14 protein-coding genes are annotated in these 14,245 nt (G+C 62.8%); 7 read left to right on the top strand and 7 right to left on the bottom strand.

The annotated features are described in order from the left end of the window. The first annotated feature begins 4 nt into the window (after window positions 1-4). Both BJD99_RS01375 and BJD99_RS01370 read left to right on the top strand, forming a co-directional pair. Window positions 5-385 (top strand): hypothetical protein, encoded by a 381-nt coding sequence (locus BJD99_RS01375; RefSeq protein WP_084345012.1) that lies wholly within the window; start codon window positions 5-7, stop codon window positions 383-385. Next, complete coding sequence (locus tag BJD99_RS01370; RefSeq protein WP_084345011.1) at window positions 378-803, top strand: hypothetical protein; 426 nt, start codon at window positions 378-380, stop codon at window positions 801-803. Before BJD99_RS01375 ends, BJD99_RS01370 begins: the two co-directional genes overlap by 8 nt. Here BJD99_RS01370 and BJD99_RS01365 read toward each other — a convergent pair. After that, window positions 800-1,231 (bottom strand): SRPBCC family protein, encoded by a 432-nt coding sequence (locus BJD99_RS01365; protein WP_084345010.1) that lies wholly within the window; start codon window positions 1,229-1,231, stop codon window positions 800-802. The two genes, BJD99_RS01370 and BJD99_RS01365, sit on opposite strands and share 4 nt — an antisense overlap. A gap of 57 nt (window positions 1,232-1,288) precedes the next feature. On the opposite strand from BJD99_RS01365, the gene BJD99_RS01360 reads away from it, so the two are divergent. Together BJD99_RS01360 and BJD99_RS01355 are read left to right on the top strand one after the other, a co-directional pair. Next, a complete protein-coding gene (locus tag BJD99_RS01360; protein ID WP_084345009.1) occupies window positions 1,289-3,547 on the top strand; it encodes an ATP-dependent DNA ligase in 2,259 nt (752 codons plus the stop codon). Window positions 3,548-3,722: 175 nt separating this feature from the next. After that, window positions 3,723-4,937, top strand: a complete 1,215-nt coding sequence (locus BJD99_RS01355) for a lipase family protein (RefSeq protein ID WP_084345008.1) — start codon at window positions 3,723-3,725, stop codon at window positions 4,935-4,937. 146 nt (window positions 4,938-5,083) lie between these two features. On the opposite strand, the gene BJD99_RS01350 is transcribed toward BJD99_RS01355, so the two are convergent. The 3 genes from BJD99_RS01350 to BJD99_RS01340 all read right to left on the bottom strand — a co-directional run bounded on the left by BJD99_RS01350 (window position 5,084) and on the right by BJD99_RS01340 (window position 9,038). Continuing rightward, window positions 5,084-6,961 carry an ABC transporter ATP-binding protein gene (locus BJD99_RS01350; RefSeq protein WP_084345007.1) on the bottom strand — a complete coding sequence of 626 codons (1,878 nt, stop codon included), beginning with the start codon at window positions 6,959-6,961 and terminating at the stop codon, window positions 5,084-5,086. Window positions 6,962-7,034: 73 nt separating this feature from the next. Continuing rightward, entirely contained in the window at window positions 7,035-7,832 is a 798-nt protein-coding gene (locus BJD99_RS01345) for a putative protein N(5)-glutamine methyltransferase (RefSeq protein WP_084345006.1), read from the bottom strand. Between the two features lie 81 nt (window positions 7,833-7,913). Beyond that, a complete protein-coding gene (locus tag BJD99_RS01340; protein ID WP_084345005.1) occupies window positions 7,914-9,038 on the bottom strand; it encodes a TDT family transporter in 1,125 nt (374 codons plus the stop codon). Window positions 9,039-9,169: 131 nt separating this feature from the next. Between BJD99_RS01340 and BJD99_RS01335 the strand changes: the two genes are divergently transcribed. Genes BJD99_RS01335 through BJD99_RS21375 form a run of 3 tightly spaced genes read left to right on the top strand, consistent with a single transcriptional unit; the run spans window position 9,170 to window position 10,730 of the window. Next, on the top strand, window positions 9,170-9,985 hold the full coding sequence (locus BJD99_RS01335) for a pentapeptide repeat-containing protein (RefSeq protein WP_084345004.1): 816 nt from the start codon (window positions 9,170-9,172) through the stop codon (window positions 9,983-9,985). 48 nt (window positions 9,986-10,033) lie between these two features. Then, a complete protein-coding gene (locus BJD99_RS21380) occupies window positions 10,034-10,480 on the top strand; it encodes a glycosyltransferase family A protein (RefSeq protein WP_306294081.1) in 447 nt (148 codons plus the stop codon). A gap of 31 nt (window positions 10,481-10,511) precedes the next feature. Further along, window positions 10,512-10,730: a hypothetical protein gene (locus tag BJD99_RS21375; protein ID WP_306294080.1), complete on the top strand. Its 219-nt coding sequence runs from the start codon at window positions 10,512-10,514 to the stop codon at window positions 10,728-10,730. 22 nt (window positions 10,731-10,752) lie between these two features. On the opposite strand, the gene BJD99_RS01325 is transcribed toward BJD99_RS21375, so the two are convergent. The 3 genes from BJD99_RS01325 to pdhA are packed head-to-tail and all read right to left on the bottom strand — an operon-like array spanning window position 10,753 to window position 14,121. Beyond that, on the bottom strand, window positions 10,753-11,994 hold the full coding sequence (locus BJD99_RS01325; protein WP_084345003.1) for a dihydrolipoamide acetyltransferase family protein: 1,242 nt from the start codon (window positions 11,992-11,994) through the stop codon (window positions 10,753-10,755). 1 nt (window position 11,995) lies between these two features. Beyond that, window positions 11,996-13,030, bottom strand: coding sequence for an alpha-ketoacid dehydrogenase subunit beta (locus BJD99_RS01320; RefSeq protein WP_084345002.1), 1,035 nt, complete (start codon window positions 13,028-13,030; stop codon window positions 11,996-11,998). Next, entirely contained in the window at window positions 13,027-14,121 is a 1,095-nt protein-coding gene (gene pdhA / locus BJD99_RS01315) for a pyruvate dehydrogenase (acetyl-transferring) E1 component subunit alpha (RefSeq protein ID WP_084345001.1), read from the bottom strand. The genes BJD99_RS01320 and pdhA overlap by 4 nt, the downstream gene beginning before the upstream one ends. Window positions 14,122-14,245: the final 124 nt, after the last annotated feature.

The raw sequence follows: 14,245 nt of genomic DNA, 5'->3' as shown, positions 1-14,245 counted from the left end.
AAAGATGATCGGCGCCGTCAGCGGCCTGTTGTATGCGATGTCACTGGTCGTCGGCGTATGGGTACTCGTCAAACTTTTCTCGAACAGCCCGGTGCTGTTGAAGAACCGAGCCGACCGTGCCCTCTTCTGGACCATCTCAGCGACAGAGGTGGTGGTTCTCGCGCAGGCCATCATCGGATTTGTCGCGATGTTCACCAGTGATCGCGAGATTCATCGGCTCACCTTCGGCGCGTACCTGATCGGCTTGCTGCTACTGCTTCCGATCGGTACGTGGTGGTCGCTAGGCGACCGCTCTCGCGGCGGCACAGCGGTTCTGCTGGTCGCCGTCCTCACCCTCGCGGCCATGGTGCTGCGCCTGAGCCAGATATGGGCCGGATATGCCTGATACTTCCCAAGACGACAGCCTGAAGAAAGCAACCCGTACCGGTTTCGGCCGTTTCCTCATCGCGGTCTACGCAGTCTTCGCGGTCGCGGCGACATCGAGATCTCTGGTCCAGCTGACGACGCGCTTCGACGAAGCTCCGTTCGCGTACATCTTGTCGGCGGTGGCAGCGGTGGTCTACATCATCGCGACCGTCGGGCTCGCGCGAGCAACCGAGGCCTCGCGACGGGTGGTGATGGTCTCCTGCATCATCGAGCTGGTCGGAGTGCTGGCTGTGGGCGCTCTCAGCTACCTTCAGCCCGATGATTTCCCCGACGCGACCGTGTGGTCGCACTTCGGGCAGGGCTACGTGTTCATCCCGGTGATTCTGCCGATTGCTGGGCTGTGGTGGCTGCGTCGCACCCGCAACGCCGGGGTCTAGGCGGGTAGAGCGGCGAGGTTCGCCACCGACTTGGTGACGTCCGAGCCCAGAGCCCGCGCGACGACACTGCCGACCGGCCCGAAAAGCACTCCCCCACCGAAATAGGCGTCGAGCGTCAGTTTCGATCCGCTCCGATGCTTGCGGACGTGGATGGTCAGCGAGATCTTGATGCCGCCTTTGCCTGTTCCCGACATCTCGATCAGCTTGGGTTCGTCGAACTCGGTGAACGTCCATTGGATCGTGTTCTTGAAGCCTTTGACCTTGACGAGGGACTCCACTTCGGTGCCTTTGCTGAGCACTTTGGGGGGCGGGGAGCACCAGCCACCGTGGATTGTCATCCACTCGTCGAACCTGTCGAGCGCCGACGCTTTGTCCCATGCGCCCTGCGGATCCTCGGGCATCTCTACCGAGACGCTGATCGTTGCCATGCTTCGAGCTTTGCACAACTCTCTCGCGGCCCCGCTGGCGACCGTTAGCCTGAGCACATGGCGACGCTCGACATCGCAGGTCGGAAGGTCTCGGTGACCAATCTCGACAAGGTGCTGTTTCCGAGTACTGGCACTACCAAAAGCGAGGTCATCGAGTACTACACGAGCATTGCCCCGGCAATGCTCCCGCACATCATCGGCCGAGCGGTCACCAGGAAGCGCTGGCCGAACGGCGTCGAGCAGCCCTCGTTCTTCGAGAAGAATCTTGCGTCCTCCGCTCCGGACTGGCTCGACAGGCGCGAGATCAGGCACTCCGATCGCGTCGTGACGTACCCGCTGTTCTCCAGCGCTGCCGATCTCGCGTGGCTCGGACAGCAGGGCGCGATCGAGGCGCATGTTCCGCAGTGGCGATTCGACGGGAACTCACCCGGCCCCGCCACGAGGATGGTGTTCGATCTCGACCCGGGTGACGACGTCGATCTGGACCGCTGCGCCGAGGTCGCATGCGAGATTCGGGACATGATCGCCGAGATCGGATTCCGGGCGTTTCCCGTCACCAGCGGGAGCAAGGGGATTCATCTCTATGTGCCGTTGGGGAAGCCGCTTTCGTCCTCTGGTGCCTCGACGGTGGCCAAGCGCGTCGCGACGCTGTTGGAGGATCGATCGCCCGATCGAGTGACAGCGACGATGGCGAAGGCCAAACGCGCCGGCCGGGTGTTCGTGGATTGGTCGCAGAACAACGGGAAGAAGACGACCGTTGCGCCGTACTCGCTCCGAGGACGGGCCGAACCTACCGTCGCCGCCCCACGGTCGTGGGAAGAACTCGAGTCGCCAGGACTGAGGCAGTTACGTTTCGAGGAAGTCCTCGACCGTTACCGCCGCGACGGTGACCTGCTCGCCGAGCTGGATCCACCGATCGAGTACCTCGAACCGGACAAGCTGACCACTTATCGGAACAAGCGCAGTGCCGCCAAGACCCCGGAACCGATACCGGAGAACACCGAGGAGACCGGGAACGGCGATACGTTCGTCATCCAAGAACATCATGCTCGACGGCTGCACTACGACTTCCGGCTCGAACACGACGGCGTCCTGGTCTCGTGGGCGGTGCCGAAGAACATTCCCGAGGACCCGGAAAAGAACCGCCTCGCCGTGCGCACCGAGGACCACCCGCTCGAATACGCATCGTTCGAGGGCAGCATCCCCAAGGGTGAGTACGGGGGTGGGGAGGTCTCCATTTGGGACAGCGGAACCTACGAACTGGAGAAGTGGCGCGAGAACGAGGTGATCGTTGTCCTGCACGGCGACAAGGCGAAGGGGCGCTATGCGCTGATCCGCACCAAGGGCGATCAATGGCTCATGCATCTGATGAAGGACGCGGCTCCGATCAAGGCTGACATCGCGCCGATGCTCGCCACGGCGGGTGACATCACCGACCTTGCGGACGGAGAGTGGGCGTTCGAGGGAAAGTGGGACGGATTCCGTGTGATCGCACGGTGTGCCCACGGAGAAATGAAGCTTGTATCGCGCACCGGTAACGACCTCACCGCGCGCTTTCCCTCACTTTCTACGATGGCCGACGAACTGGCAGACCACGATGTCGTTCTCGACGGTGAAGCCGTGGTATTCGATGACGACGGCATTACCAGCTTCGAATTGCTTCAGAACAGTTCGGGCCGAGAAGTGCGCTTTATCGCCTTCGATCTGCTGAATCTCGACGGCACGTCGCTGCTGAAGAAGAAGTACTCCGATAGGCGACGCCTACTCGAATTGCTGACGACCGGACTCGAGTCGGTGCTCGTGCCGGAGCAACTGATCGGCACGGCAGAAGACGCACTCGCCGAGAGCGTCCGACGCGGCTGGGAGGGGGTCGTCGCCAAACGAACCGACTCGATCTATCAGCCCGGCAAGCGAGCCAAGACCTGGATCAAAACCAAGAATTGGCGGACCCAGGAGGTGGTCATCGGAGGGTGGCGACGCGGCCGCGGCCGTCGGGCAGGCGGCCCTGGGTCGCTGTTGGTCGGTGCTCCCGGGCCTGACGGGCTCCAATATCTGGGTCGCGTCGGAACCGGTTTCAGCGACCGCGCACTGGAGCAGCTGAGTGAGCGGTTGGCTCCGCTCGAGACCGACGTATCACCATTCTCCGAGCAACTTCCCACCGCAGACCGGAAAGACGCCGTCTGGACCACACCGACTCTCGTCGCCGAGGTGCGGTTCTACGAATGGACCGATTCCATGCATCTCCGTCATCCGAGCTGGCGTGGAATACGTGAAGACAAACGACCTTCGGAGGTCGTCATCGAGAACAACCGATAGCCTCGTACAGCACACCTCTTACGGGGCTCCAATAGTTTTTCGGCGCACTTTCCCTGCTGCACCCTGGGGAGCGGCGAGTAACAGGTGGGATATCTTTTTACATATACCCCTCGTGTGGTTGCGAAATGAGCCAGTCTCAGTTCGGGTCGGATAATTTTCGAAAGGGTACGACGCTATGCGCGCTATTGCATTGATGGGGGCTGCCGGAATGACCGCGGCCCTGGTCGCGTGTTCCGCCCTGGTGGCAGCGGTGCCGACTGCCGCCGGTCCGCTACAACCGACGCCGATCTCGGACGCGTTCTACGGTCCGACGCCGGATCTGGAGGCGAAGAACCCGGGCGACATCATCTCGAGTCGACCGATGGCTCCGCCGGCAGGATTTTTGGACGTAGATGTCTGGCAGCTGCGATTCCGCTCGACGAATTCGACCGGTGCACCGATCGCGGCGGTCACCACCGTCATCGCTCCTAGGAACAAAGCGCCCAATGGCCCCTTGCTTTCCTACCAACACATCATCAATGCACTCGGTTTGGAATGCGCTCCATCACAGGCGCTGTGGTCCAACGACCCCAACCTCGTCATTCGCGAAGCCCCGGCACTCAACGCGGCGCTGCAGCGCGGTTGGACCGTCAACATCGCTGATCACCTCGGACCGAACAGTGCGTACGGCGCCGCGAAGTTGGGCGGACAAATCGTCCTCGACAGCATTCGGGCCGCCCAGCACTTCGATCCACTCCAGGTAGCGCAGAGCCCGGTGGCCCTCGCGGGATACTCGGGCGGCGGAATGGCTACGGCGTGGGCTGCGGCCCTGCAGGCTGCCTACGCACCGGAACTGAACATCGTCGGAAGCGCCGCAGGCGGAGCTCCGATGAACCTCGAACGGATGGCTCGCGACCTCGGATTCAATCCCCATCCTGTCTTCGGCCTCGCTTTCGCAGCAGCCCTCGGTCTCGAACGCGAATACCCCAACCGCATTCCGATCACCGCGCAGCTCAACCCGCTCGGACAGCAAATGGCCCGTGAAATGCAGAACGGATGCACCAACGACATCCTTCGCGTGGGCGCAGGCAAGAGCGCGACCCAGGTCGCCGACACCACCGACCTGATCAACAGCCCAGAAATGGTCGCCGCCGTCAACGAGAACAGCGTCGAAATGTATCCAGGAGTGCCGAAAGCGCCGTACTTCGAGTGGCACAGCCCGACCGACGCCCTGATTCCAGTCTCGTCGATCACCAACACACTCGGGCGCTACTGCGCAGCCGGCGTCCAGGTCCAAGAGGTCCAGGTGGAAAGCAACGACCACCTCACCGCAGCGGTCCTCGGATTGCCGCAAGCACTGGACTGGATCAATGCCCGCTTCGACGGGGTCCCTGCACCCAGCACCTGCTGAGCCCTACCCCCGGGTCACTCCGCAGGCTGCGCTTCCACCCACCCGGGTCACTCCGCAGGCTGCGCTTCCACCCACCCGGGTCACTCCGCAGGCTGCGCTTCCACCCACCCGGGTCACTCCGCAGGCTGCGCTTCCACCCACCCGGGTCACTCCGCAGGCTGCGCTTCCACCGAAAACTGGGTCCGATGCAGCTCCTCGTAGCGTCCCCCCGCTGCGAGGAGTTCGTCGTGGGTACCGCGCTGGACGATCCGGCCTGCTTCGACGACCAGAATGACGTCGGCGGCACGGATGGTCGACAGTCGGTGGGCGATCACCACGGACGTCTTCCCTGCCAACGCTTCACTCAGCGCAGCCTGGACGGCGACCTCCGACGTCGAGTCCAACGACGCAGTGGCCTCGTCGAGAATCACCACACGCGGGCGCGCGACGAGTAGACGTGCGATCGTCAGTCGCTGTCTCTCTCCGCCGGACAACCGGTACCCACGCTCGCCGACGACAGTGTCCAGCCCGTCGGGCAGCGAAGCGACGAGATCGCTCAACCTGGCCCGGTTCAGCGCATCCCACACTTCCTCGTCCGTCGCGTCCGGTCGCGGCAACACGATGTTCGCTCGGATGGTCTCGTGGAACAGATGCCCGTCCTGGGTCACCATCCCGACTGCACCGCGAATCGACTCGGCGGTCAGGTCGCGCACGTCTACACCGGCGAGGCGTACTGCGCCACTGTCGACGTCGTAGAGCCGTGCGATCAACTGGGCGATCGTCGATTTACCTGCACCCGAGGTGCCGACGAGTGCCACCATCTGGCCGGGCTCCGCGCGGAACGACACACCGTGCAGAACTTCCTCGCCGCCTCGTGAATCGAGCGTGGACACTTCTTCGAGCGAGGCCAGGGACACCTTGTCTGCCGACGGGTAGGCGAATCGGACGTCGTCGAGTTCCACAGATACCGGCCCGTCGGGAACGTGTGTCGCGTCGGGCTTGTCCTGGATCAACGGAACCAGGTCGAGAACTTCGAAGACTCGCTCGAAGCTGACGAGCGCACTCATGATCTCGACCCGGGCGCTGGCCAGCTGCGTCAACGGCGAATACAGCCGAGTGAGTAGCAAGGACAGTGCCACCACAGAGCCGGGGTCGAGCTGACCACGGAGAGCGTAGAAACCGCCGAGCCCATAGACCACGGCGAGCGCAAGTGCCGAGACGAGCGTCAACGCCGTGATGAAGACCGTCTGCACCATCGCGCTGCGGACGCCGATGTCGCGGACACGGGAAGCACGTACCGCGAACTCGGTGGATTCGATGTCGGGTTGGCCGAACAACTTCACCAGCGTCGCTCCCGGGGCGGAGAACCGCTCGGTCATCTGTGTGCTCATCGCCGAGTTGTGATCGGCCGCCTCACGTTGCAAACGCGCCAGCCGCCGGCCCATCCGCCGTGCGGGTATCACGAAGACCGGCAACAGAATCAGGGCCATCAGAGTGATCTGCCAGGAGATCCCGATCATCACGACCAGAGTCAGCACCAGGGTGACCAGGTTGCTCACCACTCCGGACAGAGTGTCGCTGAACGCCCGCTGGGCGCCGATGACGTCGTTGTTGAGTCGACTGACGAGGGCGCCCGTCCTGGTGCGGGTGAAGAACGCAATCGGCATCCGCTGTACATGGTCGAACACTGCGGTACGCAGGTCGAGGATGAGACCCTCGCCGATGTTCGAGGACAGCCACCGACTGAAAAGGCCGATAGCGGCGTCGACGATGGCGATGAGCCCGATCAGCAATGCCAGGCGCAGGACAACCTCGAACGCGTCGCCGTCGACGATTGCGTTGACGACTCGACCGGCGAGGACGGGCGTTGCGACCGCCAACGCCGCCAGCACGACACTGAGCAGCACGAATCCGATCAGCTTGCGGCGGTGTGGCTGCGCGAATGTCAATATCCTGCGTGCGGTCTCAGCCGAGAACTTCGTCTGTTGCGAGGAGGCATTCATCGTCCGATACATCTGGTTCCGCGCCGTGACTTCCATGCTCATGTCTTGACCGTAGAACCTCGATGAAATTCGAGTTCGAGCGGTTACCGTGGCGACGGTAGGCCGTGCAGCAGTTCTAGTGGCGGCGCGTCGGAATCGTTCCGAGCACGACCGTTGCATCGAGCTCATCCGAGCGCACCACGCGTGTGTCGAAGCCTGCCTCTCGAACGAGGCTCTCGGTCTCGGGCGCCTGCACCGCGCTGGTTTCGATCAGCAGATGACCGCCGGAGACAAGCCAGCGCGGTGCGTCCGCCGCCACGCGCCGCTGCACCTCGAGACCGTCTACGCCGCCGTCGAGGGCCACCATCGGTTCGTGATCGCGCGCTTCCGACGGCATCGAGCCGATCTCATCCGTCGGAACGTAGGGCGCATTTGCCACCACGACATCGACGTTGCCGCGCAGGTTCAGCGGTAGTGCCGCATACAAGTCACCCTGGTGCACCTGTCCACCGAGGGACTCGACATTGATTCGGGCGAACTCCAGAGCAACCGGATCCACGTCGGTGCAATGCAATTCGATGCCCGGGAGCCCGGATATCAGGGCGGCTCCGACGGCGCCCGAGCCGCAACAGATGTCGACCACGGTCTCGATCGATAATGATGCGGCCTGCTCCACCAACAACTCGGTGCGTCGGCGAGGCACGAAAACGCCGGGGCCGACGGTGACGCGTATGCCACAGAACTCGGCCCACCCGAGCAACTGCTCCAGCGGGATCCCCGACGCGCGTCGGGAAACCATGTCTTCGAGTTCGGCGCCGCCGAATGCGGCGGTGAGCAACTGTGCTTCGTCCTCGGCGTAGACGCATCCGGCGGAACGGAGGATGTGGACGACGTCGAGGAGCAACAACGGATGGAGCGAGTCCTGTCGAATCATCGAGGAGCCTTCCGGGACGACCGTGTCCAGCGCCCTAACGACTGTGTGACTTTCGATTCGACTTTAACGCAGCTCCCATTCTCACGCAGGGAGAAAAATTCGGCCGGACACCGATCCGCGCACCGTGTTGGTCGCCACGACCGCCCATGCGATGACGAGGAGCACGAACAATGCGACTGCAAGCAGATGTAGCCCGGTACTGTTCGTTGCTGTTCCGAGAGCTGCTGCACCCGTAACGCAGGTGCCGACGGGGAAGGTGAAGCTCCACCAGGTCAGCGAGAACGTCAGTCCCTGCGACGCCGCCCTGACGGTCAATGCCGTGGCCGTCGCGAACACGAGCGCGCCGAATACTGCCATCACAATTCCGTACACGATCCCGAAAACATGCAGACCCGACGCGATCGCTGCATCGTCACCGGAAAACACCTTTGCCGAGACGGCGCCGAGCAGGTTCGCTGCGGTGATGGACTGGCCGATCAACCCCAGACAGATCCACACGGTGGGCATGGCCGCAAGCGGCGGAGTGCCGCCGCGAAGCAGGTGTCGCCCGATCAGCGCCATGGTGAACATGCCGACGGTCAGGCTCAACGCGAACATCGCGTAGCAGGCGACAAGAAGAACCAATCGCGGCCGACCGTCCATGTGCTGCAACAGGAATACTCCTGTCGAGGCAGACACCATGGGTGGGACGACGGGCATCAGCCAGGCCGGCAGTGGCGCAGCGTGGGCGCGCGTAGCGATCATCCGCCATGGAATCCACACGGTGGTCGCCAGCCCCATCAGCGTGCCTGCAGTCCACAGGACTACGTCGATCGACAATGCCGCGCTCTGCCCCAAGACGTCTTTGCCGACGAGGAGCGTTCCGGCGCCGACCGTCAGAAACGCCATCGGTGGGGCCCCGTAGAACAGCGACGCAACGGGGTGTCGTGCGTATCGACGGGCATTGCCGCCGTGCAGGATCCAGTGCGCTGCGAAAGCGACGACCAGTGCGATCAACGCCGTCGACGCGATCGCCCACACGATCAGCGCGAATGAGTGAAGGCCGGTGACCTGCAGCGGAAGCGTCGCGGCTGCATTGGCGACGATCCCGGTACCCATGATCGATGCGAACCAGTTGGGGCCGAGGTGTTCGAGCACCTGCCCCGGACGGTCGAGGTTCTCGAACAGCCGCGTCCGCGATGAGGTCAGGGTGGCTGGTGCGGTCATGCCTCCACGTTGACTGCTCGATGGCGCGACCGGTAGAGGTCTTGCACTTGTGCGGCCACAATTTCTGATTGTTACGCCAGGTCGGTCGAGGTAATTTGACCGGCGCATCTGGGTCGGACCACAGTTGACGGGTGACTCCGCCCGCCCCACGACCCAACCTGCTCGCCGACTGTTCGAGCTGCTTCGGCCTCTGCTGTGTCGCGCTGCCGTTCGCCCGATCCTCCGACTTCGCGGTGAACAAGGATGCAGGCGAGCCCTGCCGCAATCTGCAGGAGGACTTTCGCTGCGGAATTCACACGAAGCTCCGCAGCTCGGGGTTTCGTGGGTGCACGGTGTACGACTGCTTCGGCGCCGGCCAACAAGTCTCACAGCACACGTTCGGCGGCCGAAGTTGGCGCGAGGACACCGCTCTTGCAGGTCGGATGTTCGAGGTCTTTCCAGTCGTGCGTGCGCTGCACGAACTGCTCTGGTACTTGACCGAGGCAGTCGGCATTCCAGCGGCAGAGCCCGTTCGTGCTCGACTGCAGAGCACGCTCGACGCCACCGAAGCACTGGCCGACGGGTCGGCCGAGGAGCTCGCACAACTCGACGTCGATCGACACCGAGCTCGGGTGAACGAGGTATTGCTGACAGCCAGCGATCTGGTTCGGGCGCAGGCGAAGGGCAAGAAGAAGAACTATCGAGGTGCGGACCTCATCGGGAAGAGGTTGACGGGTGTCGACTTGGCCGGTGCCAACTTCCGCGGCGCCTACCTCATCGCCGCCGACATGCGGGGGTCCGATCTGCGATTCGCCGACATGATCGGCGCAGACTTACGCGACACCGACCTCTCCGGCGCGGATCTTCGAAAGAGCTTGTTCCTCACACAGTTTCAGATCAACGCCGCCAAAGGCGATGCCGAAACCAGGATTCCCGACGCGCTGGAGCGTCCGCCGCACTGGGGCTAGGCGACGACTCCGCATTGAGATAGGGCATTTCCGCTACCGTCGGCGGTCGTGCACGCCAACCAATTGTCTGTCATAGTCCCTGAGTACAACGAGGAAAACTACATAACCGCCTGCCTCGAAGCGCTACTCGAGCAGGGCGAAGATGTGGCTGAAATTCTTGTCGTGAACAACAATTCCACCGATTCGTCAGTCTCGATCGTCAAGTCCTTTGTGCGCGATTCAGCGAAGGTCGTCTTGCCCGATGAATTTAAGCGTGGTGTCGCATTTGCCAGGAATGCCGGGTTCGACGCCGCATCACACGACATTCTCGGCCGTGTCGATGCCGATTCCCGCGTATGCCCAGGTTGGGCTCGCACCGTCATCGACTACTTCGACCGTGGACACCGCGCAGATCGGCGCCGTGACAGGCCTCAACAATTCGTACGACTCCCCTTTCCGCTCACTGAAAGGTTGGTTCGTCGAAAAGCAGATTTCTCGTGGCGTATTCGGTGGTGAACGCAAGATTCAGAACATTCATGGCGCAAATATGGCAATCCGGCGCTCGACGTGGCTACAGGTGCGCGACTCGGTCAGCGTGCACCCAGACATTCACGAGATCGAGCGCGCACTTCGAATTCACTGGACATGGCACGTGCTGCTCTTCGCGCAGCACAAGCCGTACGACACGGAGCGCGGTAGATACTCGCTCCGCTATGTTCTCGGCCAGAACCGCGCACGCGGACTCCCGATCGACATGAACCGCTGACGTCGCGCGCTGGTCCGTGTGCTCAACTCAACGCGATCAAGTTCCTGGGGTCGGACAGCATCGATGCAATGTCGGCAAGAAATCTCGAACCTTGTTCGCCGTCGACGAGACGGTGATCGAACGACAAGCTCAAGGTGGTCACCGATCGTAACGCGATCTCCCCCTCGAACTCCCACGGTTGACGCCGAATTGCGCCGAAGCACAAGATCGCCGCCTCGCCGGGATTCAGAATCGGTGTTCCCGAATCCACCCCGAAGACACCGATATTGGTGATCGTGATCGTTCCTTCGGCGATATCGCCGGGCCCGGTCTTGCCTTCTTTTGCCGTCCCGGTCAACGTGGCCAGTGCACACGCAAGATCTTTCAGGCCGAGCAGATGCGCGTTCTTGATGTTGGGCACCATCAGACCCCGCGGCGTGGCAGCGGCGATACCAAGATTGACGTAGTGCTTGGTGACGACTTCCTGCCGGTCCTCGTCCCACTCGGAGTTCAAGCCCGGATTGCCCCGCAGCGCGACCAACAAGGCTTTGGCAACCATCGCCAACGGCGTCAAGCGCACCTCGCGGAAATGATCCGTGGTCCGCAGTGAGTCCAGTAGTTCGATGGTCGGTGTGACGTCGACGGTGATGAACTCGGTGACGTGTGGAGCCGTGAAGGCACTGGCGACCATCGCTGCGGCCGTGTGCTTTCGGACGCCTGCGATCGGAGTGCGAGTCTCATCCCTCCCAGCATCGACCTCCTCTGGAGCCCGGTCGAGATAGGCAGCGATATCTGCACGAGTGACGTCGCCATGCGCTCCGGTGGCGGGCACCTCGGCCAGATCGACGCCTTCCTGCTGCGCGACGTGCCGGACCGGCGGTGACGCCAACGGTTTGGCGGCAGCCGAATCGGCCACCGGAGGCGCGGGCTGTCTGCGGTTCGCTCGTTTGCTCGGCGCCACCCCGGCAACCCCGTATCCGACCAGGACGGGAATATGCTCTTCTTGTTGAGCCGGTTCTTCCGGCGCAGGATCGACCTCCGCTACTTGCGAGATATCGATCAGCGCGGTGCCGACCTCGACGGTAGTTCCCGGCTCCGCACGAAGAGCGGTGACGACGCCCGCGTAGGGAGAAGGCAGTTCGACACACGCCTTGACGGTCTCCACCTCGGCGATGACCTGGTTGAGTTCGATGGTGTCACCGACCTTGACCGACCAGTTGATCAGTTCGGCTTCGGTGAGGCCCTCCCCGAGGTCTGGAAGCAGGAAGCTCTTGACAGTCACCATGTCAGGTCTGCCCGAAAGCAAGTGCGCGGTCCACGGCGTCGAGAATCCGGTCGGCATCGGGAAGGAAGTGCTCCTCCAGCTTCGCCGGCGGGTACGGAGTGCTGAATCCACAGACTCGCAGTACCGGAGATTCGAGGCTGTAGAAACACTGTTCCTGCACGCGCGCAGCAACTTCCGCACCGATACCGAGGAAGGTAGCGGCCTCGTGCGACACGACGAGTCGGCCGGTTTTACGTACCGAGGCGCTGATCGTGTCCATGTCGAGCGGCGAGAGAGAGCGCAAGTCGATGATTTCGATCGAATGTCCCTCCTCTGCAGCAATATCCGCTGCCTGAAGCGCGGTGGTCACCAGAGGTCCGTACGTGACGATCGTCGCGTCGGTGCCTGCGCGCACGACGCGCGCCTTGTGCAGCGGATAGGCATCGTCGAGTGAAGCCGTGACGTCGACCTCGCTCTTCTGCCAATAGCGCCGTTTGGGTTCGAAGAACAACACCGGATCGTCCGACGCGATGGCCTGCCGAATCATCGTATTGGCGTCGGCCGCGTTGCTGCAGCTGACAACGCGGAGGCCCGCGGTCTGGGCGAAGTAGCCCTCGGGGGACTCCGAGTGATGCTCGACGGCGCCGATACCACCTCCGTAGGGGACGCGGATGGTGATAGGCATCTTGACGTTGCCGCTGGTTCGATAGTGCAGCTTGGCCACCTGCGAAACAATCTGGTCGAACGCTGGATAGATGAAGCCATCGAACTGGATCTCGCAGACCGGGCGATAACCGCGAATGGCCAAACCTACTGCCATTCCGATGATTCCGGACTCGGCAAGCGGCGTGTCGATCACCCGGTTCGGCCCGAAGTCCTTCTGCAGCCCCTCGGTGATCCTGAAGACCCCACCTAGTTTGCCGATATCCTCACCGAGGAGGATCACCTTCGGATCTTCGTCCATGGCTCGGCGCAGGCCGGCGTTCAACGCCTTTCCGAGCGGAAGCGTCTTCGGCGCGATCGGGAGCGTCCTGGGCGCGGCGAGTGTTGCAGTCATGACCGTGCTCCTTCGAATCCGGCGAGATAGGCGGAATAGTGTTCCCGCTCTTCGCTTATCAGGGAATGCGGTTCGGCGTAGACGTGGTCGAACAGCGACATCGCCGACGGTTCGATCGTGCCGAGACATCCCGCTCGCAGCTGATCGGCCGTCGTGTCCGCGCGGTCCCGTACTCGGGACTGAAATTCCTCGTCCAGGCCACCTGCGCGCTCGAGCAGCAACCGGATCCGTTCGATCGGATCCTTACGCTTCCACTCGTCGTCGACTGCGGCGGACCGATACCGCGTCGGGTCGTCGGATGTGGTGTGCGGACCCATGCGATACGTGAGAGCCTCGATCAGCGTCGGGCCGCTTCCTTCACGTGCCCTGGCCAACGCGATACGGGTAGCTGCCAGAACTGCCAGGACGTCGTTGCCGTCCACGCGCAGGGACGGGACCCCGAATCCGCGCCCTCGCTCGGCAATGGTGATGTGGGTTTGAACCGATACCGGCGCCGAGATCGCCCACTGATTGTTCTGGCAGAAGAACACCACCGGTGCACTGAAACTGGCAGCGAATCCCAGCGCCTCGGAGATGTCACCCTGGCTGGTGGCGCCGTCGCCGAAGTAGGTGATGACAGCGCCTTCCGCTCCGTCGAACTTCATCCCCAGCCCGTAGCCAGCGGCATGCAGCCCCTGAGATCCGACGATGATGGCCGGCGTTGTCATGTTGTAGTCGTAAGGATTCCAGCCCGACTGTGTCGAACCACGCCAGAATCGGAGCATCTCCGTCGGGTCGACGCCCCGGCAGTATGCGACGCCGTGTTCACGGTAGCTGGCGAACACGAAGTCCTCGGAGTGCAGAGCGCGAGCCGAACCCACCTGCGCGGCTTCCTGACCGAGTAGCGGCGCCCACAGTCCGAGCTCACCCTGACGCTGCAACGCTGTCGCCTCGGCGTCGATGCGGCGAACCACGACGAGATCCTCGTACAGCTCACGCACGGTGTCGATCGTGACGTCCGCGATCGCGTCGCTGTACTCCGACTGGGGTGTCCGCTTGCCCTCCGGTGTGACAATCTGGATGAGCGTGTCGGCACTGCTGTTCGCGAACATGACCTCGCCTCCAATTCAACTGCACTGTTACCTACGACACAACTCGCAATCATCAGCTAGCGCAATAGTTGGTTTCCCAATTGAGCAGGGTGCACGGTTACAGCCTGGGCACGAGTGCTGACTT

Origin of the sequence: Rhodococcus sp. 1163, from assembly GCF_002091985.1 — a bacterium.
GTDB lineage: Bacteria > Actinomycetota > Actinomycetes > Mycobacteriales > Mycobacteriaceae > Rhodococcoides.
The sequence above is the reverse complement of the archived record's forward strand: the minus strand, read 5'-3'. Positions and strand labels throughout refer to the sequence as shown.